This window comes from Pseudomonas sp. NPDC087598, from assembly GCF_044743525.1.
Taxonomy (GTDB): domain Bacteria; phylum Pseudomonadota; class Gammaproteobacteria; order Pseudomonadales; family Pseudomonadaceae; genus Aquipseudomonas.
Genome location: NZ_JBIUWQ010000049.1, coordinates 8,672 through 29,515, shown reverse-complemented (window position 1 = coordinate 29,515; position 20,844 = coordinate 8,672). Strand labels below are relative to the sequence as shown.

At 59.8% G+C, this 20,844-nt stretch carries 25 protein-coding genes and 2 pseudogenes; 21 read left to right on the top strand and 6 right to left on the bottom strand.

The features are described 5' to 3' along the window. Nucleotides 1-38 precede the first annotated feature (38 nt). The 4 genes from ACIOWE_RS22680 to ACIOWE_RS22665 all read left to right on the top strand — a co-directional run bounded on the left by ACIOWE_RS22680 (nt 39) and on the right by ACIOWE_RS22665 (nt 2,732). Nucleotides 39-827, top strand: a complete 789-nt coding sequence (locus ACIOWE_RS22680) for a ParA family protein (RefSeq protein WP_401396082.1) — start codon at nt 39-41, stop codon at nt 825-827. A 2-nt stretch (nt 828-829) separates the two neighbouring features. Continuing rightward, complete coding sequence (locus ACIOWE_RS22675) at nt 830-1,765, top strand: CheW domain-containing protein (RefSeq protein WP_401396079.1); 936 nt, start codon at nt 830-832, stop codon at nt 1,763-1,765. Nucleotides 1,766-1,850: 85 nt separating this feature from the next. Next, entirely contained in the window at nt 1,851-2,336 is a 486-nt protein-coding gene (locus ACIOWE_RS22670) for a chemotaxis protein CheW (protein ID WP_025111919.1), read from the top strand. Next, nucleotides 2,337-2,732 (top strand): DUF2802 domain-containing protein, encoded by a 396-nt coding sequence (locus tag ACIOWE_RS22665; protein WP_401396076.1) that lies wholly within the window; start codon nt 2,337-2,339, stop codon nt 2,730-2,732. 124 nt (nt 2,733-2,856) lie between these two features. Here ACIOWE_RS22665 and ACIOWE_RS22660 read toward each other — a convergent pair. Next, a pseudogene (locus ACIOWE_RS22660) lies at nt 2,857-3,060 on the bottom strand (EscU/YscU/HrcU family type III secretion system export apparatus switch protein); the annotation flags it as partial. A gap of 409 nt (nt 3,061-3,469) precedes the next feature. On the opposite strand from ACIOWE_RS22660, the pseudogene ACIOWE_RS22655 reads away from it, so the two are divergent. Further along, nucleotides 3,470-3,556: pseudogene (locus tag ACIOWE_RS22655) on the top strand (DUF2802 domain-containing protein); the annotation flags it as partial. A 300-nt stretch (nt 3,557-3,856) separates the two neighbouring features. Further along, entirely contained in the window at nt 3,857-4,090 is a 234-nt protein-coding gene (locus tag ACIOWE_RS22650) for a hypothetical protein (RefSeq protein WP_401396073.1), read from the top strand. 106 nt (nt 4,091-4,196) lie between these two features. On the opposite strand, the gene ACIOWE_RS22645 is transcribed toward ACIOWE_RS22650, so the two are convergent. Together ACIOWE_RS22645 and ACIOWE_RS22640 are read right to left on the bottom strand one after the other, a co-directional pair. Next, nucleotides 4,197-4,526 (bottom strand): EscU/YscU/HrcU family type III secretion system export apparatus switch protein, encoded by a 330-nt coding sequence (locus ACIOWE_RS22645; protein ID WP_401396070.1) that lies wholly within the window; start codon nt 4,524-4,526, stop codon nt 4,197-4,199. Next, on the bottom strand, nt 4,523-6,097 hold the full coding sequence (locus tag ACIOWE_RS22640; RefSeq protein WP_401396067.1) for a flagellar hook-length control protein FliK: 1,575 nt from the start codon (nt 6,095-6,097) through the stop codon (nt 4,523-4,525). Before ACIOWE_RS22640 ends, ACIOWE_RS22645 begins: the two co-directional genes overlap by 4 nt. Before the next feature lie 197 nt (nt 6,098-6,294). Between ACIOWE_RS22640 and ccmA the strand changes: the two genes are divergently transcribed. From ccmA to ACIOWE_RS22580, 12 genes are all read left to right on the top strand, one after another. After that, nucleotides 6,295-6,930: a cytochrome c biogenesis heme-transporting ATPase CcmA gene (gene ccmA, locus ACIOWE_RS22635; RefSeq protein ID WP_201239283.1), complete on the top strand. Its 636-nt coding sequence runs from the start codon at nt 6,295-6,297 to the stop codon at nt 6,928-6,930. After that, nucleotides 6,927-7,595, top strand: a complete 669-nt coding sequence (gene ccmB, locus ACIOWE_RS22630; RefSeq protein WP_201239284.1) for a heme exporter protein CcmB — start codon at nt 6,927-6,929, stop codon at nt 7,593-7,595. The genes ccmA and ccmB overlap by 4 nt, the downstream gene beginning before the upstream one ends. 78 nt (nt 7,596-7,673) lie before the next feature. Then, nucleotides 7,674-8,429, top strand: a complete 756-nt coding sequence (locus ACIOWE_RS22625; RefSeq protein WP_401396063.1) for a heme ABC transporter permease — start codon at nt 7,674-7,676, stop codon at nt 8,427-8,429. Then, entirely contained in the window at nt 8,426-8,602 is a 177-nt protein-coding gene (ccmD, locus tag ACIOWE_RS22620; RefSeq protein ID WP_064390881.1) for a heme exporter protein CcmD, read from the top strand. Before ACIOWE_RS22625 ends, ccmD begins: the two co-directional genes overlap by 4 nt. Beyond that, nucleotides 8,599-9,054, top strand: a complete 456-nt coding sequence (gene ccmE, locus ACIOWE_RS22615) for a cytochrome c maturation protein CcmE (protein WP_201239285.1) — start codon at nt 8,599-8,601, stop codon at nt 9,052-9,054. The genes ccmD and ccmE overlap by 4 nt, the downstream gene beginning before the upstream one ends. 3 nt (nt 9,055-9,057) lie before the next feature. After that, on the top strand, nt 9,058-11,046 hold the full coding sequence (locus tag ACIOWE_RS22610; protein ID WP_401396060.1) for a heme lyase CcmF/NrfE family subunit: 1,989 nt from the start codon (nt 9,058-9,060) through the stop codon (nt 11,044-11,046). Continuing rightward, complete coding sequence (locus tag ACIOWE_RS22605; RefSeq protein WP_166222385.1) at nt 11,043-11,579, top strand: DsbE family thiol:disulfide interchange protein; 537 nt, start codon at nt 11,043-11,045, stop codon at nt 11,577-11,579. The genes ACIOWE_RS22610 and ACIOWE_RS22605 overlap by 4 nt, the downstream gene beginning before the upstream one ends. Continuing rightward, nucleotides 11,576-12,046 (top strand): cytochrome c-type biogenesis protein, encoded by a 471-nt coding sequence (locus ACIOWE_RS22600; protein ID WP_166222383.1) that lies wholly within the window; start codon nt 11,576-11,578, stop codon nt 12,044-12,046. Before ACIOWE_RS22605 ends, ACIOWE_RS22600 begins: the two co-directional genes overlap by 4 nt. Then, the gene (ccmI, locus tag ACIOWE_RS22595; protein ID WP_401396056.1) at nt 12,043-13,242 is read left to right on the top strand and encodes a c-type cytochrome biogenesis protein CcmI; all 1,200 of its coding nucleotides are present in this window, start codon (nt 12,043-12,045) and stop codon (nt 13,240-13,242) included. Before ACIOWE_RS22600 ends, ccmI begins: the two co-directional genes overlap by 4 nt. Before the next feature lie 25 nt (nt 13,243-13,267). Beyond that, on the top strand, nt 13,268-13,672 hold the full coding sequence (locus ACIOWE_RS22590; RefSeq protein ID WP_401396053.1) for a hypothetical protein: 405 nt from the start codon (nt 13,268-13,270) through the stop codon (nt 13,670-13,672). A gap of 332 nt (nt 13,673-14,004) precedes the next feature. Next, a complete protein-coding gene (locus ACIOWE_RS22585) occupies nt 14,005-14,472 on the top strand; it encodes a hypothetical protein (protein ID WP_401396050.1) in 468 nt (155 codons plus the stop codon). Then, the gene (locus ACIOWE_RS22580) at nt 14,459-15,982 is read left to right on the top strand and encodes a hypothetical protein (RefSeq protein ID WP_401396047.1); all 1,524 of its coding nucleotides are present in this window, start codon (nt 14,459-14,461) and stop codon (nt 15,980-15,982) included. The genes ACIOWE_RS22585 and ACIOWE_RS22580 overlap by 14 nt, the downstream gene beginning before the upstream one ends. A 71-nt stretch (nt 15,983-16,053) precedes the next feature. Here ACIOWE_RS22580 and ACIOWE_RS22575 read toward each other — a convergent pair whose 3' ends face one another. Together ACIOWE_RS22575 and ACIOWE_RS22570 are read right to left on the bottom strand one after the other, a co-directional pair. Then, the gene (locus ACIOWE_RS22575; RefSeq protein ID WP_401396044.1) at nt 16,054-16,941 is read right to left on the bottom strand and encodes a LysR family transcriptional regulator; all 888 of its coding nucleotides are present in this window, start codon (nt 16,939-16,941) and stop codon (nt 16,054-16,056) included. 147 nt (nt 16,942-17,088) lie between these two features. Further along, nucleotides 17,089-17,808, bottom strand: coding sequence for an SDR family oxidoreductase (locus tag ACIOWE_RS22570; RefSeq protein WP_401396041.1), 720 nt, complete (start codon nt 17,806-17,808; stop codon nt 17,089-17,091). A gap of 192 nt (nt 17,809-18,000) precedes the next feature. Here ACIOWE_RS22570 and ACIOWE_RS22565 point away from each other — a divergent pair, with 192 nt between their 5' ends. Together ACIOWE_RS22565 and ACIOWE_RS22560 are read left to right on the top strand one after the other, a co-directional pair. Further along, nucleotides 18,001-18,213, top strand: a complete 213-nt coding sequence (locus tag ACIOWE_RS22565; protein ID WP_095050205.1) for a type II toxin-antitoxin system HicA family toxin — start codon at nt 18,001-18,003, stop codon at nt 18,211-18,213. Further along, the gene (locus tag ACIOWE_RS22560; protein ID WP_201227414.1) at nt 18,213-18,617 is read left to right on the top strand and encodes a type II toxin-antitoxin system HicB family antitoxin; all 405 of its coding nucleotides are present in this window, start codon (nt 18,213-18,215) and stop codon (nt 18,615-18,617) included. The genes ACIOWE_RS22565 and ACIOWE_RS22560 overlap by 1 nt, the downstream gene beginning before the upstream one ends. Before the next feature lie 68 nt (nt 18,618-18,685). Here ACIOWE_RS22560 and ACIOWE_RS22555 read toward each other — a convergent pair whose 3' ends face one another. Continuing rightward, complete coding sequence (locus tag ACIOWE_RS22555) at nt 18,686-19,873, bottom strand: MFS transporter (protein WP_401396037.1); 1,188 nt, start codon at nt 19,871-19,873, stop codon at nt 18,686-18,688. 243 nt (nt 19,874-20,116) lie between these two features. Here ACIOWE_RS22555 and ACIOWE_RS22550 point away from each other — a divergent pair, with 243 nt between their 5' ends. After that, nucleotides 20,117-20,737, top strand: a complete 621-nt coding sequence (locus ACIOWE_RS22550; RefSeq protein WP_401396034.1) for a hypothetical protein — start codon at nt 20,117-20,119, stop codon at nt 20,735-20,737. Nucleotides 20,738-20,844: the final 107 nt, after the last annotated feature.

The following is a 20,844-nucleotide window of genomic DNA, read 5'->3' as shown; positions in this document are numbered from 1 at the left end:
GTCTCGGTCGAGCATCTCGGCCGGGAGGAACGAACTGAATGAGAGTCTGGGCAGTCGCCAATCAAAAGGGTGGTGTTGGTAAAACCACTTCTTCCATCGCTTTAGCCGGTTTGCTGGCAGAGGCGGGCAAGCGCGTGGTTGTGGTCGATCTTGACCCGCACGGCTCGATGACCAGCTATTTCGGCTACGACCCCGACAGCCTGGAACACAGCAACTACGACCTGTTTCTGCACAAGGGCGCTGTGCCGCAAGGCTTGCCCGGGCAGTTGCTGTTGTCGACCAGCGACGAACGCATTTCCCTGTTGCCGTCGAGCACCGCACTGGCCACCCTTGAGCGCCAGTCGCCGGGGCAGAGTGGCTTGGGTCTGGTGATCGCCAAGAGTCTGGCGCAACTGTGGCAGGACTTCGATTACGCCGTCATCGACAGCCCGCCGTTACTCGGTGTGCTGATGGTCAACGCCCTCGCGGCGAGCCAGCAACTGGTGATCCCGGTGCAGACCGAGCACCTGGCCGTCAAAGGTCTGGAGCGCATGGTCAACACCCTGGCTATGATCAACCGCTCGCGCAAACAGGCGCTGCCGTTCAGCATCGTACCGACCCTGTTTGACCGCCGTACCCAGGCATCGATGCATACCTTGCGTGTGCTGCGTGACAAATTCCCGGAAGAAATCTGGCAGGGTTACATCCCGGTCGATACCCGTCTGCGCGATGCCAGCCGTGCCGGTGTCACGCCTTCGCAATTCGACGGCAAGAGCCGTGGCGTGCTGGCCTACCGCGCGCTGCTCAAGCATCTGTTGGCGCAACAACTTGTTCCGCAGGTGGCATGAGCATGAATCGGCCGTTGAAGTTGACGTCGAAGCCGCAGTTGGCCTTGCAGTCTTATCTGGACAGTTTGCTGCAGGAAATTCCTGACGAGTTGCCGGTGGCAGTCGTAGCGGAACCTGAAGTGGTGGAAACTGCGGCGGCGCTGGATGAGTTCCAGGCCGCTGTGTTGGAAGAACAGGCGCGTGATGCGCAACAGGCTGTTAAGCCGGTTGCCGCGCCTGTTGTTGCACCCGTGACCAAGGCTCCGTTGGCGTTGATTGAAGAGGTTCGTGCACCGGTTTCGACATTGGCGCCACTGCTGCAAACCCAGCTGCTGAAAACCGCGCCGGAACCGCTCGTGGCCGAGCCTGTGCCCGTGGCGCCTGCACCCGTCGAACAGACGCTGGTGCCACCACTGGTGGAAGTGCATCTGCCGCCGAGCAACACCCCGCCGCCGGTGGAAACCGACGGCCGTCCAGCCTGGGCTTCCGAAGCGTTCGAATGCCTGCTGTTCGACGTTGCCGGGCTGACGCTGGCGGTGCCGCTGGTGTGCCTCGGCTCGATCTATTCGCTGGCCGGCCATGAGCTGACGCCGCTGTTCGGGCAACCGGAATGGTTCCTCGGCATCCTGCCGAGCCAGGCCGGCAACCTGAAAGTTCTGGATACCGCGCGCTGGGTCATGCCGGATCGCTATCGCGATGACTTCCGTCAGGGCTTGCAGTACGTGATTTCGGTACAAGGTTACGAGTGGGGCCTGGCGGTGCATCAGGTCAGCCGTTCGTTGCGTCTTGATCCGAATGAAATCAAATGGAGAAGTCATCGGGGTCAGCGGCCATGGCTCGCCGGCACGGTGATTGAACACATGTGCGCCTTGCTTGATGTATCGGCACTGGCCGAGTTGATCGCCAGTGGCGGGGCAAAGCACATGTCCGGCAGTAAGCCGAACCACAAACCGACATGACACTTACATAAAAGACAGGCGCCGGCATTCGTATGACGGGGCACAGAACATACACCGCGAGCGCGGTACTTCGAGGGGCTAGGGTATGAACGACAAGGCTACGGCGGCAAAGGGTTCCGAAGATCCGATCCTGCAATGGGTGACCTTCAAGCTGGACAACGAAACCTACGGCATCAACGTGATGCGCGTTCAGGAAGTCCTGCGCTACACCGAGATCGCTCCGGTGCCGGGTGCGCCAAGCTACGTGCTGGGCATCATCAACCTGCGCGGTAACGTGGTTACCGTGATCGACACCCGTCAGCGCTTCGGCCTGAGCACCGGCGAGATCAGCGACAACACCCGTATCGTCATCATCGAAGCCGACAAGCAAGTCGTCGGCATCATGGTCGACAGCGTGGCTGAAGTGGTTTACCTGCGCCAGTCGGAAATCGAGACCGCACCGAACGTCGGTAACGAAGAGTCGGCCAAGTTCATCCAGGGCGTGTGCAACAAGAACAATGAGTTGCTGATCCTGGTCGAGCTGGACAAGATGATGAGCGAAGAAGAATGGTCGGAACTGGAGAGCATCTGATTGATTCTCGAGGTTGCGGTCATTGTCCTGTTCCTTTTCTGGGCAGGCACGCTGGCAATGTTTCTGGCGTACATCAAGGCGCAGCGAGTGATCGCGGCGCAACAGGCTCAGGGCGATGCGCTGCGTGATCAGCGCATCAAGGACCTGGCCAAGCGAGTGGACGACTACCAGAACGGTAACGTGCGCATGGGCGAAGCCCTGCACGAGCTGCGCGCGGTAGTCGGGCCGTTGCCGGACAAGATTGTTGCGCTGGAGCAGCGCGATCCATCGAGCCTGTCGTTCGCCCAAGCGGCGAAGCTGGTAGGGATGGGCGCGAGCGTTGATGAACTGACTCAGTCCTGCGGGTTGACCCAGGCTGAGGCGGAGTTGATGCGCAAGCTGCATAAGAGCAGCTAGAAGCTTCAAGCTTCAAGCTTCGAGCGGCAAGCAAGATCAAAAGATCGCAGCCTTCGGCAGCGCCTACAGTGGAATGCGTTTCCCTGTAGGCGCTGCCGAAGGCTGCGATCTTTTGCTTTTTGGCTTAATAATCGTCGCCGCGATCAGTGATGTCCTTCTCGACCATCGGTGCATCCGGGTCGTGTCCCTCGGGGAATTTCCCTTTCAGGTTCCACGCAAACGCGATGATCTCGGCAATCGTGCGATACAGCTCTTCGGGAATGCTGTCGCCCAATTCCATGCGCGCCAACAGGCGCACCAGCTCGGCATTTTCGCGGATCGGCAATTTAATTGCTGAGTGCCGAACAAGGTAGACATAACTCTTTTAACAAGATCCTACTTCTAACAAATATAAAATACTGTCAAGTCTGACAGGTGTTCTCCTCCGCTTGGCAACTGATAATCCTTGGGTAGTTAATTTTTTCCAATACTTGAGGTTCAGACTTATGCGCGTACTAAGAAAGTCGATTGTTTCCATTCTGTTGGTTTAAGCGGTGTTTTCGGTTTTGCCAAGCGCAGGCGCCGAAGAGGCGAAGTATTCATGCTTGGCGCAAATGAAAGCCGGCCCGCAAGAAATTCGCGTATCACTGCAAGCTCTCTTGAAGACGCTTATAAGCAAGCGAAGAAAGTGTTTCCGGGGGAATATATTATTGGCCATGTTAATTGCAGGAAATTGTAAGTGCTTAGCGTTGTTTTGGGGGGAGTTACTTGATGAACTGACTCAGTCCTGCGGGTTGACCCAGGCTGAGGCGGGGTTGATACGCAAATTGCACAAGAGCAGCTAGAAGCTTCAAGCGGCAAGCAAGATCAAAAGATCGCAGCCTTCGGCAGCGCCTGCAGTGGAATGCGTTTCCCTGTAGGAGATGCCGAAGGCGGCGATCTTTTGCTTTCAAGACTCAAGTTTATTCATTCTTTTAGCAGTAGTTCTTGATTGAATACGAAATCAGTCAGTTATAACGGTTACGAAGCAAATGTATTTCTAATCTCTCTAAAAGACTGTCAGATCTGACAGGTGTCAAGTCGGCAGAAATCTCTGATGATCCGAGGGTGGTTGATTCTTCTCTATGGATTAAGAGGTGCGACTTATGAACTTATCTAAAAGTGTAATTTTTTTCAGCTTGGCTATTCCGGTTGCTGCATTGTTTTCTTTAAGCGCCAGTGCTGAGGAAGCGAAATATAAATGCATCGGGGTAGGAAAAACGGGAACAAACCCTAGCGGTGAATTCATTGCAAGTTCTTTGGAAGATGCAGTGAAACAGGCGATAAAAGCATTCGGGCCGATTACTCGAGCCAGTTCTGTCAGTTGTATAAAGCAATAGATTTGCCGGAGTCTTTAATGGCAGAAAGCTCATCCAGTGTTGATTTAACAGTTGGATGAGCTGTTTGGCACTGTCGGAATTATTCCAACAACGGGAGCGGCGGGATTTAGTAGTCATCCCCGCGATCGGTGACGTCCTTCTCGACCATCGGTGCATCCGGGTCGTGTCCCTCGGGGAATTTCCCTTTCAGGTTCCACGCAAACGCGATGATCTCGGCAATCGTGCGATACAGCTCTTCGGGAATGCTGTCGCCCAATTCCATGCGCGCCAACAGGCGCACCAGCTCGGCGTTCTCGTAGATCGGCACTTCACAGTCGCGGGCGATCCGCAGGATTTCTTCGGCCAGTTCTTCGTCACCCTTGGCGGTGAGGGTCGGGGCGTGGTTGCCGTCGTATTTGAGGGCGATGGCCTGGCGTGGAGCGGTGGTGTCATTCATGCGGTTTCGTCAACCCAGCGGTGGTCGAGGCGGGTCTGGTTGCCCTGCGGCGGCGTGCCGTGGTGGCAGTCAATGTCGCCGACGTTCAGCCCGCGATCAAGCAGGCGCTGGCGTAGGGCGAACAGGTTGTTTTCGATCAGTTCGGCGGTGTATGGCCGTTCAGCCCACAGCTGACTGGACAGGCTGCCGGCGATCAACTGTGCCTGAATCTGCATTGGCCCGAGGGGTTCCATGTCGAACGCCAGATCGACGCGCCACAATTGTTGCTTGGGCTCGCGTTCGTCGCGACGCTCGTTCGGTTGCGGCTCTTTCTCCGGCGCTTCTTCGCGCTGGAACTTGACCTGCAACGGCACGATGTCCTGCAAGTTACGCATGGGGATTTCCAGTTGCCAGGTGCTGAGCAGGCGCCCGTCATCGGTGACGCCAGTCTGTTCAAGGCTCGACAACTGATGGCTTTGCAGGCGGGAAACAGCGGCGGCGGCGAGGCGCAGCAAATGTTCCAGATCACCTTCGCCGTCCTGGCTTTGCAGCAGTCGGTCGGGCAGCGGGAAACTGTTTGGCAGTGGTTTGGCACTGACTTGGCCGAGCATGCCAAGGGCGTTGCGCACGAAGCTCGGCATGGCCTGCGCCAGGGTGTTGGCGGCGATGATCGCATTCAGATTGGTGTTGCCGGGCAGGCCTGGGGTGAGTTGCGCGATCAACTTGAGCAGATCGGCTTTCATGTCCGGGGCCAGCGCCGGATTCTGGCCTGTCAGCAATTTGGCTTCGAGAAACATGCCGCTGTTGGCCAGCGCCATCGCCAGACCTTTCGGCGTGCTCAGTTGCTGCACGTCAGGCAGGCCGGCAAGCAATTTGTCGACCGCGGCGCGTAAATCGGCCGATGTTTGATCGGTATCGGTCGGCAGGTTTTGCAGTGCGTTCAATAAACCGCCGAGCGATGCCTGACGACTCTGCTGACCGACCAGTTGCTGGCTCACCGCCAACTGCTCCTGACGGCTGCTCAGCGGCAGGAATTTCAAGGTTTGCGAATCTTCCACCAGCGCCGAGAGCAGGGTGCCGATGCGCAGCGGTTGCGGGCTGTCGATGCTCAAGGTGCTGCCGCTCAATGCGGTGTTGAGCAGGCTGACCATCGAGCGAAAGACTGTCGCTTGCCCCGGCGTCTGCGGCAGCACCTGCGAGGTCAGCACCTTGCCTTGCAACAACGTGCCGACCGGCAATTGCGCGGTATCGATGCGGGTGAGGGTGGCCACGCTGCTGGCTATCGCTTGTTGCACGGTGATCGCCAGATTGCCCGCCGACGGCTGAGTGATCGCCAGACTGGTGCCTTGCGCCAGCGGCAGATTGCTGGTCGCCTGCACGGTGGTCTGCCGCCCGCTGTCCAGCGTCACTTTCAGCAGCAATTGAAACGTCTGATCCGCCTGTTTGAGCGATAACACCTCGGCCTTGGCGCTCTGCCCGGCGCCGATCAAGCCTTCAACCGGCGTCAGCAGCTTGAGCAGCTCCCCCACCTGCGGGCGAACGGTCGCCGGGGTGGTTGGGGGGAGCGGGAGGATGTTCATTTCGCCTGTCATACGCGGACACAACCTGAGGAAATTGCACTCTTGAGAGTAAGGCACGACATGTATAATGCCGCCCGTCTTGCGCTTCGTTCAAAAAACATAACAATTGTTTGACGCAGCTCTCTAGATCGAGCCGTCAATGCATCTATGCTGCATCTCTTTAACGGCCGCACCAGAGCCGACTTGAACCGTATAAGGCCCGTGATCCCTTGACCAGTCCTGTCCTGCAAACCGTTGCCCTCGCGTGTGAACGTGACCTGAGGCTGCTCTTCGAAAATCTCGAATTGAGACTGGCCAGTGGCGATATGGTGCAAATCAGCGGTCCCAACGGCAGCGGCAAAACCAGTTTGTTACGGCTGTTGGCCGGCTTGATGCAGCCGACCGACGGTCAAGTCCTGCTCAACGGTCTGCCGTTGACCGAACAACGCAGCGAACTGGCGCGCAACCTTTTGTGGATCGGCCATGCCGCCGGGATCAAGGACCTGCTGACCCCGGAAGAAAACCTCTCCTGGCTGTGCGCCCTGCATCATCCCGCCGAACGCGAGGCCATCTGGCAAGCCTTGGCAGCAGTAGGATTGCGCGGCTTCGAAGATGTTCCCTGCCACAGCCTGTCCGCCGGTCAGCAACGCCGCGTGGCGCTGGCGCGTTTGTATCTCGACAGCCCGCCGCTGTGGATTCTCGACGAACCGTTCACCGCCCTCGACAAGCAGGGCGTGGCGCAACTTGAGGAACATCTGGCCGGCCATTGCGAGCGCGGCGGCCTGGTGGTGTTGACCACGCACCACACACTGAGCCGGATGCCGGCCGGTTATCGCGACATCGATCTGGGGAATTGGGCGGTATGAGTGTGTTCGGCCTGCTGGTTGCCCGTGAATCGCGTCTGCTGTTTCGCCGCCCGGCGGAGCTGGCCAATCCGCTGATTTTCTTCGCCATCGTCATCGCTTTGTTCCCGCTGGCCGTCGGCCCGGAAACTCAAGTGTTGCAAAACTTGTCCCCGGGGTTAGTCTGGGTGGCGGCGCTTTTATCGGTCCTGCTCTCGCTGGACGGGCTTTTCCGCAGTGATTTCGAAGACGGATCCCTCGAACAGTGGGTCCTTTCGTCGCACCCGTTGCCACTTCTGGTATTGGCCAAGGTGCTGGCACACTGGCTTTTTTCCGGGCTGGCACTGGTTTTGCTCTCACCCTTGCTGGCATTGATGCTCGGTTTACCTGCCGCGTGTCTGCCGGTTTTGCTGATGTCGTTGCTGCTGGGCACTCCGGTGCTGAGCTTGCTCGGCGCGGTGGGCGCGGCGCTGACGGTGGGTTTGAAGCGCGGTGGCCTGTTGCTGGCGCTGCTGATTTTGCCGTTGTACATCCCGGTGTTGATTCTTGGCAGTGGCGCCTTGCAGGCGGCGTTGCAAGGCATGCCGGCGACCGGGTATCTGCTGTGGCTTGGTAGCCTGACCGCCCTGGCGATCACCCTGACACCTTTTGCAATAGCGGCTGGCCTGAAGATCAGCGTCGGCGAATAATGAGGTCTGGTTAAAATTTAACCAGTAAAGACCCTGAGACTGCTCACACCGATGAGCGGCACCCGTGATGGAAACAGTATGAACTGGACCTGGTTTCACAAGCTCGGCTCGCCCAAGTGGTTCTACGGCATCAGCAGCAAGTTGTTGCCGTGGCTGAGCATTGCAGCGTTGCTGCTGATTGGCGTCGGCGTCGTCTGGGGCCTGGCCTTCGCGCCGCCGGATTATCAGCAAGGCAACAGCTTTCGCATCATCTACATTCACGTGCCTGCCGCGATGCTCGCTCAGTCGATCTACGTGATGCTGGCGGTGTGTGGCGTGGTCGGGCTGGTGTGGAAGATGAAACTGGCCGACGTTGCCCTGCAATGCGCCGCACCGATCGGCGCGTGGATGACCGCCGTGGCGCTGGTCACCGGGGCGATCTGGGGCAAACCGACCTGGGGCTCGTGGTGGGTCTGGGACGCACGGCTGACCTCGATGCTGATTCTGCTGTTCCTGTATTTCGGCGTGATCGCGCTGGGCAATGCGATCAGCAACCGCGACAGCGCCGCCAAGGCCTGCGCGGTGTTGGCTATCGTCGGCGTGATCAACATCCCGATCATCAAATACTCGGTGGAGTGGTGGAACACCCTGCACCAGGGCGCGACCTTCACCCTCACCGAAAAACCGGCGATGCCTGCCGAAATGTGGCTGCCGCTGTTGCTGACGGTGCTGGGTTTCTACTGTTTCTTCGGCGCCGTGCTGTTGCTGCGCATGCGTCTGGAAGTGCTCAAGCGCGAAGCACGCGCCAGTTGGGTGAAAGAAGAAGTGCAGCACAGTCTGGAGGCCGCTCGATGAGCTTTGCTTCATTCGGCGACTTCCTCGCCATGGGCCATCATGGTCTGTATGTCTGGTCGGCCTATGGCATCTGTCTGGCGGTACTGGCCTTCAACGTGGCGGCGCCGATCCTGGCCCGCAAGCGGTATCTGCAACAAGAGGCGCGTCGTCTGCGCCGGGAGAACGGCAAGTGAATCCGCTGCGCAAAAAACGTTTGATCATCATCCTGGCGATTCTGGTCGGGGTCGGCGCTGCTGTCGGCCTGGCCCTTAGCGCCTTGCAGCAGAACATCAATCTGTTTTACACCCCGACGCAGATTGCCAACGGTGAAGCGCCGCACGACACGCGCATCCGTGCCGGTGGCATGGTCGAGAAGGGCTCGCTGCAACGTTCCACGGATTCGCTGGACGTCAAATTTGTCGTCACCGACTTCAACAAGGCCGTGACCATCACCTATCGCGGCATCCTCCCGGACTTGTTCCGCGAAGGGCAGGGCATCGTTGCCTTGGGCAAGATCAATGCTGACGGTGTGGTCGTCGCCGATGAAGTACTGGCCAAGCACGACGAGAAGTACATGCCGCCGGAAGTGACCAAAGCGTTGAAAGACAGCGGTCAATCCGCGCCGACCCCAGCGAAGGAGGGTTGATCGATGACTTCCGCTATTTTTATTCCTGAACTGGGCCATTTGGCGATGATTCTGGCGCTGTGTTTTGCGCTGGTGCAAGCCGTGGTGCCATTGCTCGGTGCCTGGCGCGGCGACCGCTTGTGGATGGGCCTGGCCCAACCGGCAGCGTGGGGCCAGTTTGCCTTTTTGCTGTTCGCCTTTGGCTGCCTGACTTACGCGTTCATGACCGATGATTTCTCGGTCGGTTACGTGGCGATGAACTCCAACAGCGCGTTGCCGTGGTACTACAAGTTCAGCGCGGTGTGGGGCGCCCACGAAGGTTCGCTGCTGCTGTGGGCGTTGATCCTCGGTGGCTGGACTTTCGCCGTGTCGGTGTTCTCCCGGCAGTTGCCGCAAGTCATGCTCGCCCGCGTACTGGCGGTGATGGGCATGATCAGCACCGGTTTCCTGCTGTTCCTGATCCTCACGTCGAACCCGTTTTCGCGGATCCTGCCGCAGATTCCGGCGGACGGCCGCGACCTCAACCCGTTGCTGCAAGACATCGGCCTGATCGTGCATCCGCCGATGCTCTACATGGGTTATGTCGGTTTCTCCGTGGCCTTCGCGTTCGCCATCGCGGCGCTGCTCGGCGGTCGTCTCGATGCGGCGTGGGCACGCTGGTCGCGTCCATGGACCATTGTCGCCTGGGCCTTCCTCGGCATCGGCATCACCCTCGGTTCGTGGTGGGCTTACTACGAACTCGGCTGGGGCGGCTGGTGGTTCTGGGACCCGGTGGAAAACGCCTCGTTCATGCCTTGGCTGGTCGGCACCGCGCTGATCCACTCGTTGGCGGTCACGGAAAAACGTGGCGTGTTCAAGAGCTGGACGGTGTTGCTGGCAATTGCCGCGTTCTCGTTGAGCCTGCTCGGTACGTTCCTTGTCCGTTCCGGCGTGTTGACCTCGGTGCACGCCTTTGCTTCCGACCCTGAGCGCGGTGTGTTCATCCTGATCTTCCTGTTGTTCGTGGTCGGTGGTTCGCTGACGTTGTTTGCGTTGCGTGCGCCGGTGGTGAAAAGCCAGGTCGGTTTCAATCTGTGGTCGCGGGAAACCCTGCTGCTGGGCAACAACCTGGTGTTGGTGGTGGCGGCGTCGATGATTCTGCTCGGCACGTTGTATCCGTTGATTCTCGATGCAATCAGCGGCGCCAAACTGTCGGTCGGCCCGCCGTACTTCAATGCGCTGTTCATTCCGCTGATGGCGTTGCTGATGATGGTGATGGCGGTCGGTGTGATCGTGCGCTGGAAGGACACCCCGGTGAAATGGCTGGTGGGCATGCTGACCCCGGTGTTGCTCGGCAGCGTCGCGCTGGCAATCGTGGCCGGCGTCGCTTACGGCGATTTCAACTGGGCGGTGATCGCGACCTTCCTGCTCGCCGCGTGGGTGCTGCTCGCCGGTGTGCGTGACATCTTCGACAAGACCCGCCACAAAGGCCTGATCAAAGGCCTGCCAACCCTGACCCGCAGTTATTGGGGCATGCAGATCGCCCACCTCGGCATCGCCGTGTGTGCGCTGGGCGTGGTGTTGTCGAGCCAGAACAGTGCAGAACGCGACCTGCGTCTGGCGCCGGGCGAATCGATGGCGCTGGCCGGTTACCAGTTTGTCTTCGAAGGCGCCAAGCACTTCGAAGGGCCGAACTTCACCTCCGACAAGGGCACCATTCGGGTCATTCGCGATGGCAAGGAAGTCAGCGTGTTGCACCCGGAAAAACGTCTGTACACCGTGCAGAATTCGGTGATGACCGAGGCCGGGATCGACGCCGGTTTCACCCGTGATCTCTATGTCGCCTTGGGCGAGCCGCTGGAAAACGGCGCTTGGGCGGTGCGGGTACACGTCAAACCGTTCGTGCGCTGGATCTGGTTCGGCGGCTTGCTGACCGGTCTCGGTGGCTTGCTGGCAGCGCTGGATCGGCGCTATCGGGTCAAGGTGAAATCCAAAGTGCGTGAAGCGCTGGGCATGACGGGAGCGGCTGCATGAGACGTTGGTTGATGCTGGTGCCACTGGCGATTTTCCTGCTGGTGGCGGTATTTCTTTATCGCGGTCTGTACCTCGATCCGGCGGAGCTGCCGTCGGCCATGATCAACAAGCCGTTCCCGGAATTTTCGTTGCCGGCAGTGCAGGGCGACAAGACCCTGACCAAGGCTGACATTCTCGGTAAACCTGCCCTGGTAAACGTCTGGGGCACCTGGTGCATTTCCTGCCGGGTCGAACACCCGGTGCTGAACAAACTGGCCGAGCGCGGTGTGGTGATCTACGGGATCAACTACAAGGACACCAATGCCGATGCGCTGAAGTGGCTGGCCGAGTTTCACAATCCTTACGTGCTGGATATCCGTGACGACGAGGGCTCGCTGGGCCTGAACCTCGGTGTCTACGGCGCGCCGGAAACCTTCTTCATCGACGCCAAAGGCATCATTCGTGACAAGTACGTCGGGGTGATCGACGAGCAGGTCTGGCGCGAAAAACTCGCAGCCAAGTATCAGGCGCTGGTCGATGAGGCCAAACCATGAAGCGCTTTTTAGCCGCCGTGGTGTTGGGCTTGAGTCTGGCCGGTGTGGCTCACGCCGCCATCGACACTTACGAGTTCGCCAAAGAAGGGGACCGCGAGCGTTTCCGCGAACTGACCAAGGAACTGCGCTGCCCCAAGTGTCAGAACCAGGACATCGCCGACTCCAACGCGCCGATTGCCGCTGACCTGCGCAAAGAGATTTTCCGCATGCTCGGCGAGGGCAAGGACAACCAGCAGATCATCGATTTCATGGTTGATCGCTACGGGGATTTCGTCCGCTACAAACCGGCGCTCAACGCCAAGACCGCACTGCTGTGGTTCGGCCCGGCCGGGCTGCTGCTGGGTGGTTTTGTGGTGATCGCGGTGATCGTCCGCCGTCGTCGCGGACAACGCGCCGAAACCCCGCAATCGCTTTCCGCCGATGAGCGTCAGCGCCTCGACCAACTGTTGGATAAAAACCAAGAATGATTGATTTCTGGCTTGCCGCAGGGCTGTTGCTTCTGGTCGCCCTGAGTTTTCTGCTGATCCCGGTTTTGCGCGAACGTCGCGCCCAGCGTGAAGAGGATCGTACTGCCCTGAACGTTGCGCTGTATCAGGAGCGCGTGGCCGAGTTGCAAGCGCAACAGGCTGAAGGCGTGCTCGACGCTGCGCAAATGGACAGCGGCCGCGCTGAGGCCGCCCGTGAATTGCTGGCGGATACCGAAGGCGTTGCCGCGCCGCGTGTGTCGAAACTGGGCAAACCGTTGCCGCTGGCGGCGGCGGTACTTGTACCGGTATTGGGCCTGGGTTTGTACCTGCATTTCGGCGCTGCCGATAAAGTCGAACTGACCCGCGAATTCGCTCAGGCACCGCAGTCGATGGAAGAGATGACCCAGCGTCTGGAGCGCGCCGTTGCCGCGCAGCCGGATTCGGCGGAGGGCCTGTACTTCCTCGGTCGCACGTACATGGCTCAGGAGCGTCCGGCAGACGCGGCGAAGATGTTCGAACGCGCCGCCAACCTCGCCGGCCGCCAGCCGGAGCTGCTCGGCCAGTGGGCGCAGGCGCAGTATTTTGCCGATGGCAAAAAATGGTCGGACAAAATTCAGGCGCTGACCGATGAAGCGTTGAAGGCCGATCCGAAAGAAGTCACCAGCCTCGGTCTGCTCGGCATCGCCGCATTCGAGGGCGAGCGCTATCAGCAAGCCATCGATTACTGGAATCGTCTGCTGGCGCAATTGCCGCCGGATGACAAGTCCCGCGAAGCGCTGCAGGGCGGGATCGAGCGAGCCGCCGAGCGTCTGCAAGCCAGTGGTGGCAAGGTCGCTCAGACCGCAGCGCCAAAAGCAGCCTTGTTAAAGGTCAGCGTCGATCTGGCCAGCGAACTCAAGGGCAAAGTACAACCGGGCGACAGCGTGTTCATCTTTGCCCGCGCGGTTTCTGGTCCCCCAGCACCGCTGGCCGCCAAGCGACTGACTGTGGCCGATCTGCCGGTGACCGTCGAACTGGGCGATGCCGACGCAATGATGCCGCAGTTGAAACTGTCGAACTTCCCTGAAGTCCAACTGGTTGCGCGCATCTCCCGGGCCGGTCAGCCGACCGCAGGGGAGTGGGTCGGTCGCAGCGGCCCTCTGGCCAGCAGCACCACCGCGCCACAAACACTGACCATCGACAGCCCGGACAAATAGCCGGGCAAAACAGGAAAGCACCGCCATGCACACCATCGCCCGAATCACAGTCCTCACACTGGCCCTGGGCTTGAGTGCATGTGCGGTGCAACGCCCGGAACCGACCACCAACCTGCCGCCGATTCCGCCGTCGCAACCGAGTCCGACCCCGTCGACCTCACCGACACCAGGCAAAAGCATCCCCGCCAAACCGTCGAAACCGGTCCCGCGCACATCGGCTAGCTTCGCCCCGCCACCGGGTGGCAACAGCCATTGGGATCAAAAACTCGGCGTCTATGTTCTCGATGGCCAACCCAACACCTTCTACCGCCAGCGCACCTACTTCCGCTGGAACAACGGCTGGAGCCGCTCGATCAGCCCCAACGGCCCGTGGGAAGACACCGATATCCACGGCGTGCCGCCGGGGTTGGGCAAGCAGTTCGGGCAGTAATGCAAAACGGCGATCTTCGGATCGCCGTTTTGATAATGGGTGCTGCTGAAAACATCAAAGCCTGTAGACCCGAGGCTGAATGGATATCGGCCGTGGGCTAAAATTTCTTGCATTTTTTTCGGCAGATAATTCAGAGCCTTGATTTGCATACTTCGCCAACGGGTCATGGTGATGGTTATCAAGGTGTGCAGTTCGCCAATCTGGTCTGGTGGAGATCACCAAGGACCTGAGTAGAGCCAAAGCCTGATTCCTGACAGGCCAGCGATTTTTTATTCCGAATGGTCGGGATATCAAAGCAACGCTGGTGACTTCAGACCTTCCAGGTGTCCCCCATGGTGAAAGAAGATGTGCAAGATCCTTACTCCTTCCGTGAGCAGTCAAGATTCACGCTGAAGGAACTGATGGATGCGTTGCTACGGCGATACCAATGCCCCGAGCATAAAATGCTCGATTTTGACCAGCACTCCACTATCGCAATCGAGCTTGATGGCGTCTCGGATGTTTTCATCACCGTGGACGACGATCGCTTATGGGTCTGGAGTGTACTCGCCGATCTGCGTCTGCCTATGCTCGTGGCCAATGCGGCCGAGGTGTTTTCCTTGTTGAGCAACCCGGTATTCGGTTTCGAAACAGGGCAGTTGGTGTTGAGTGAAGGGGCCGAGGGTTACGAGTTGAAGGGGTTGGTCGATTTGCGCAGCCTGGAACACGAACCAGGATTTTCCCTGGTCATCGAGCAGTTCCATCGCCGGCTTGAAGTGCTGTGCACCCTCATCAAGGAGTTTCCACATGCCGATACATAATATTCCCGGCGTCAGTGGTGTGTTGTCCGTACAGGCAGCGCAAACCGATCCCCTGCCTGCCGCCACCCCCGCAGGAATGTCTATCAGGTCGGTCACCAACCCTCTTCATGCTCCGGCGCAGCCTGCTGCCCATGCTCCAGCGGCCGTGGCCCAGCGCGAGTTCATCGCGAAAAACGCCTTTGCCAGTGACGCTGACTTCGAACGTCATATGGTCACTCAGTTGCAACGCTTTACCGCCGGAGAAAAGCTGCCCGAGCGCGAGCAGAATCAGCTGAACGCATGGCGATCGAATGCCAACTATCTGTCCAAAGCAATTGCCCAGGAAATGCAACTGTCCAGAGAGATCCGCGAAGGGGCTCCCCATGGAAAAGAAGCCAGGCACGTGCAGAAGTTGTCGGCGCCGCTGGAAAGCATTCTTGATCATAGTGTCGGGAAAAGTGTCTTCACCCGTGATGTGGATTTTCGCGAAATGCAGGGCCTGCTCAAGTCCGAGCGTTTTCTATCGGTCAATGAGCGCCAGTTGAACGGGATAGGGCGAATCAGAAAAATGGCCGACTTCAACCGTGGCGGGGCCATGGGCACCTATACACGGGTGGTGTCAGACAAACGTATCGACCAGGCCAAGACCGCAGCGGCCTACCAGCAACTGCCTCCGTTGGGGATCGGCTCCATTGGCAATTCAGGCATAACCATTACCCTCGATGGCAAGACGGCCCTGAGCAATATCAGCCATCCCCTGGAGCTTTGGCATAACGACCGGGATTCCGCGGGGCGTATTCTCGGTCGGGTCGCGCAGGCACCCAGTGAGCGAGAGGGCGCCAAGGTCGGCAGGAGCGGCGAAAGGTATCTCGGTCAGCGCAATCCCTTGTATTACAAGCGTGACGACCTGGAGCGCCTGTACCCATTGAAGGCTCTGAACCCTGACCGGTTGGCGCGGATTGCCAGCGAGAGCCATACGCACTTGAAGGGCATCCTCGAGACGCCCGGAGCCCATACGGACCACAACGAGCAGGTGTGGCTGACACCGCCCAGTCTGGCTGCGGTCAAGGCGATCTTTATCCAGAAGCAACTGGACAGGCCGCCAGCGCTGATCGCGAAAACGCCGGACGAACTCATCCACGAAAACGAGCGCCACCAAAGCAAGATCCAACAGCTGAAGGAGCGCATCGTCCTGCTCGAACAGCAACACCGCGCGGGCAGCCTGACCCATCCCGAGATGGTCGCGGGCAAGGCGCCTCTGATGAGCCAGCAAAGAAAACTCGAAGAAACACCTTTCCCCTACAAGATCGTCGATCAGAGCGCGCGACTGCCCAAGGAAGTACGCGTGCCTTCTTTCTGGAAAGACGGGAATGTTCCCGCAGGCTATGAAGGCCTGCGCGACAGGCTGGGTATGGAGGGCGTGGCGCTGGCTGATCTGATTACCCATGTCAGCCCGAATACCAAGCGCGCCGATTTGCCGGCCATGGCGGACGAGGTGTTACAGCGCGGGAAAGAACCGAAACAACCTTGAACCTTTCAGGCCAGGGACGGCCAGGAAGTACAGTCAGGGACGATGGCGCGCGACGCTGAAAGTTGGCGACATCAGCGGCTCGCCTCGAACAATTTCTGCACATACTCAACAAACACCCGTGCCTTGGCACTCGCCATCCGGCCTGTCGGAAACACCGCCCACAGATCCTGGTCCGGCAGCGTCCAGTCCTGCATTACCGGCACGACTGCGCCGCTGGCCAGTTCCGGGGCGAACATCCATTGCGAGGCAATCGTCAGGCCCTGATCGGCCAGGACGGAGGCGCGCAAACCCTCGGCGGCGCTGACACGGATGCGGCCGCTGAGGGTTTGCGTGTGTTGCGCTGTGCCTTGAGTGAAAGTCCAGGTGGCGCCGCCGCTCAGGTTGTAGACGATGCCTTGATGCAGATCCAGTTCGGCAGGGCAGGTGGGTACGCCGTGACGGGCGAAATACGCCGGCGAGCCGAGCACTACACGGCGGCAGTCGGCGATCTTGCGCGCGGTCAGGCTCGAGTCGCTGAGCGGGCCCATACGCAAAGCGACGTCGATGCCTTCCTCGACGAGGTTGATGTTGCGGTCGTCGAGGAGCAGGTCGATGTTCAGTTGTGGATGCTGGTCGAGGAAGGGACCCAGTTGCGGCACGATGTGCAGCCGGCCGAAGGTCACGGCGGCGCTGATACGCAGGTTGCCGCTCAAACCACTGGCACTGCCACGGGCGGCGTTGTCGGCTTCGTTGGTTTCTTCGATGGCGCGCTTGGCCCGCTCGAAGAATGCCAGCCCGGCTTCGGTCGGGGTCAGGCCGCGGGTCGAGCGCAGCAGCAGACTTACGGCCAGGCGCTTTTCCAGCTGAGCGATGGTTTTCGACACGGCGGGCTGGCCGATTCCCAAGCGCCGGGCGGCGGCGGAAAACGAGCCGGTTTCCACGACGTAGACGAAGGTTTCCATGGCGGCGAGGCGGTCCATCTCAAGTCCTTGCACATTCTTGAAGCTGTTGAATAACCCTGTAGGAGTGAGCCTGCTCGCGATAGCGGTGTGTCAGTCAAATCAATGTCGGCTGGACGGACGCTATCGCGAGCAGGCTCACTCCTACAGGGGGGAATGTGTTGTTGATTAGAACGCGGCTTTGCCCACTGAGGCGCCGCCATCGACGAACAGGGTTTGGCCGGTGATGAAGCCGCTTTGCTCCGAAAGCAGAAAGGCTATCGCCGAGGCAATCTCTTCCGGCTGCCCAAGCCGCCCCATCGGCACCCCGGCCAGATAGCGCGCCTCACCCTCGCTGCCCGGCGGGTTGTTGGCGCGGAACAGTTCGGTCTCGGTCGGCCCCGGTGCTACGGCGTTGACAGTGATCCCGGTCTGTGCCAGTTCCAGCGCCCATGAGCGGGTGAAGCTGACCAGCGCCGCTTTCGCTGCTGCATAGGCCGTGCGCTGGGTGATGCCCAGCACTGTCAGGCTGGAAATGTTCACCACCCGCCCCCAACCCCTCGCCCGCATTCCCGGCAACAACGCTTGAGTCGCCTGCAACGCCGAATGCAGGTTGACCCGCATCACATCGTCAAACGCTTCCAGATCGATATCGCCCAGCGCCTGCGGGCGCACCAGCCCGACGTTGTTCACCAGCCCATCGAACTCATACGTGCGCGCCATTTCCGCGAGGACCTCACCGGTCAGCTTGCGATCGCTCAGGTCGAGCGGAAACAGAATGCCCGGAAAACTCAAATCCGGCTGACGCGCAATGCCGACCACGCGATGCCCGGCACGATCCAGATGCTCGGCCAGCGCCCGTCCGATGCCCTTGCTGGCGCCGGTGATGAGGAAGGTACGTCGGGTCATGGCAACTCCTTGGAAGGTCTGGCGAGCAGTGTTGATCAGCTAGCGGGTTGAGCGGCTGAGTGTAATCCGGGTTGAGGTCGGTGCATTCAATCACACTCTGTAAAACAACCGGGCGTCGCTCTGCGGATTTCTATGCTTGAGTAAAGATAACTCTAGAGTTACTTTTAACAGGCCGAGGCAAGGAGGCGGTTGGTGCAGAGCAGGTTATTGATCAAGGAGCTGGAGGAAGCCGGATGGACGTTGGACAGGATTACCGGCAGCCATCACATCTTCAGGCACCGTTACAACCCGTACACGATTCCCGTGCCTCATCCGAAAAAGGATTTACCGTTGGGGACGGTCAAAAGTATCAGGAGGCGTGCCGGGCTGTACAACCCGCCAGCCAGTTTCGAAGGAGATCCATAATGCAATATCCCATCTGCATCGAGTGGGGAGACGAGAACACAGCCATCGGCATCCAGATCCCCGATATTCCCGGCGCTGTCACGGCGGGGGATAGCTTTGAAGATGCCTATAACGCAGCGGTTGAGATCGCACACATCATGCTGCAAGAGCTTGCGGCGGACGGGGAATCGATTCCCATGCCGACGTCGGCGTCTGTTCATCGCAGTAATCCGGAATTTGCCGACATGGGCTGGGGAATGCTGGAACTGGATATCTCGCCCTATCTCGGCAAGACCGAGAAGGTCAACGTGACGCTCCCCGGCTACGTGATCCAGCGAATCGATCGTTATGTGCGCGAACACAACGTCAAAAGCCGCTCCTCCTTTCTGGCGGATGCGGCGATGGAAAAACTGGTTCGCTATTAAGCGTCATCGCTCCCATAGGCCAGTGAGCAACCTGTGGGAGCGAGCCTGCTCGCGAAGCTTTTGACGTCTTACGCCGTTGCCAATGAACCACGCTGCGAAACACTCAAAAACCGCAACAACGCCAGCACCGGGAACGCGCTACCGACAATCACGATCCACAACCAGCCGCCATGCTCGAATACCGCACTGGCCACTGACGAGCCGAAGGCGCCGCCGATGAAAATGCTGGTCATGTACAGCGCGTTCAGGCGGCCACGGCTTTTCGCGTCCAGCGAGTACACCGCGCGTTGGCCGAGGACCATGTTCATCTGTACGCAGAAGTCGAGCACCACGCCGGTCACGGCCAGGCCGATGACGCTGTAGGCCGGGTGGATGAAGGCGGGCAGGAAGCTCACGCTGGCGAACACCATGGCCAGCAGCGAGGCGATGCGGGTATGGCCGGCGTCGGCCAGGCGTCCGCTGATCGGTGCGGCGATGGCACCGATGGCGCCGACTAGGGCGAAAATCGCGATCTCGCTTTGCGACAGGCCATGGTTACGTGCCAGTTCCAGCGGCACCGCGGTCCAGAACAGACTGAAGGTGGCGAACATGCAGCCCTGATAAAACGCCCGCTGACGCAGTACCGGTTGCTGGCGCAGCAGCGTCCACAGCGAGCCGATCAGTTGCCCGTAAGAGGCGCTGTGATCCGGTTGGCGCTTGGGCACAGTCAGCGCCAGCACGACGCTGATCGCCGCCATCAATGCTGCCGCGATCATGAACATCGCCCGCCAGCCGAAATGGTCGGCGACCACGCTCGACACTGGCCGCGCCAGCAGAATACCCAGCAGCAAACCACCCATGATCCCGCCGACGACGCGGCCACGAGACTCCTCCGGTGCCAGGTGTGCGGCCAGCGGAATCAGAATCTGCACCGACACCGAACTGAAGCCCACCAGCAACGAGATCAGCAGAAACACATTGGGCTGGTCGGTGAACGCCGCACCGAGCAGGCTGGCAATCGCCACCACGGTGGTGATGATCATCAAGCGGCGGTTTTCGAGCAGATCGCCCAGTGGCACCAGAAAGAACAGGCCCAGCGCGTAACCGATCTGGGTCAGCGAGACAATGAAGCTGGCCATGGTGTCGGTCAGGCCGATGTCCGGCGCAATCAGGCCGATGATCGGCTGCGCGTAGTAGATGTTGGCAACGATGGCGCCGCAGCAGAAAGCGAACAGCAGCACCATGCCTCGGGTCATTGCGTGAGTTGTGGCGGTCATAAGGTTTCTCGATCCAGCGAAAGGGAATGCGGTGAGGCTATGGGACAAACCGCGCAGGCAGAAGACGCCTTCGCTTGATATCAGTTATTCCGTTGCGGAATGGCTGGCGTTCATCAGGTCATCGTCGCTCGGCGGACCTTGCGTCCGCCGATTGAAGGTCGATGATACATTCACTTACATCTTCTTCGATAGCGTGCTTATGTTTGCATCGTCTTGTTGAATATTCATGACCGGAGGATTGCAATGTTTCGTCTGATGCTTCGTTACACCGCAACCATTGCCATGATTGGCGTGTTGGGCTCGACCGGCGTGCAGGCGGCGGACGCACCGGGGATGCGCATCGGCGTGCGCGGCGAGATCACGGGTGTCAGCGCCGACTCCTTGAAAGTCCACGTCAACAGTGGCGAGAACGTGGTCATCCAGTTGACTCAGGACACCAAGGTCCGCGCCGTTACCCTCGCCAACATCGAAGACATCAAACCCGGCAGCTACATCGGCTCGGCCGCCATGCCCCAGGAGGATGGCACGCTCAAGGCGCTGGAGGTGCACGTATTTCCGCCGGAACTGGCGAGCAGTGGCGACGGACACCGGCCGTTCGATCTGGCCAAGGGCAGCAGCATGACCAATGGCAGTGTCGGTGATCTGGTGGTCAGCAATGGCCGGGTACTGACGGTGAACTACAAGGGCGGCCAGCAGAAGATTCTGGTGCCGGAGGATGTGCCGATCGTCAACCTGATGCCGGGGGATCGCAGCTTGCTCAAGGTCGGGGTGAAGATCGTTACGTTCGTGACGCAGAGTGCGGACGGCACGCTGACGGCGCAGGCGATTTCTGCGGGTAAGGATGGGGTGACGCCACCCATGTAACCGCCTGACATATTCCCCTGTAGGAGTGTGGGGGGGGGGGGGGGGGGGGGGGGGGGGCGCCCGCCGGGGGGGGGGGGGGGGGGGGGGGGGCGCGCGCGGGGGGCCCC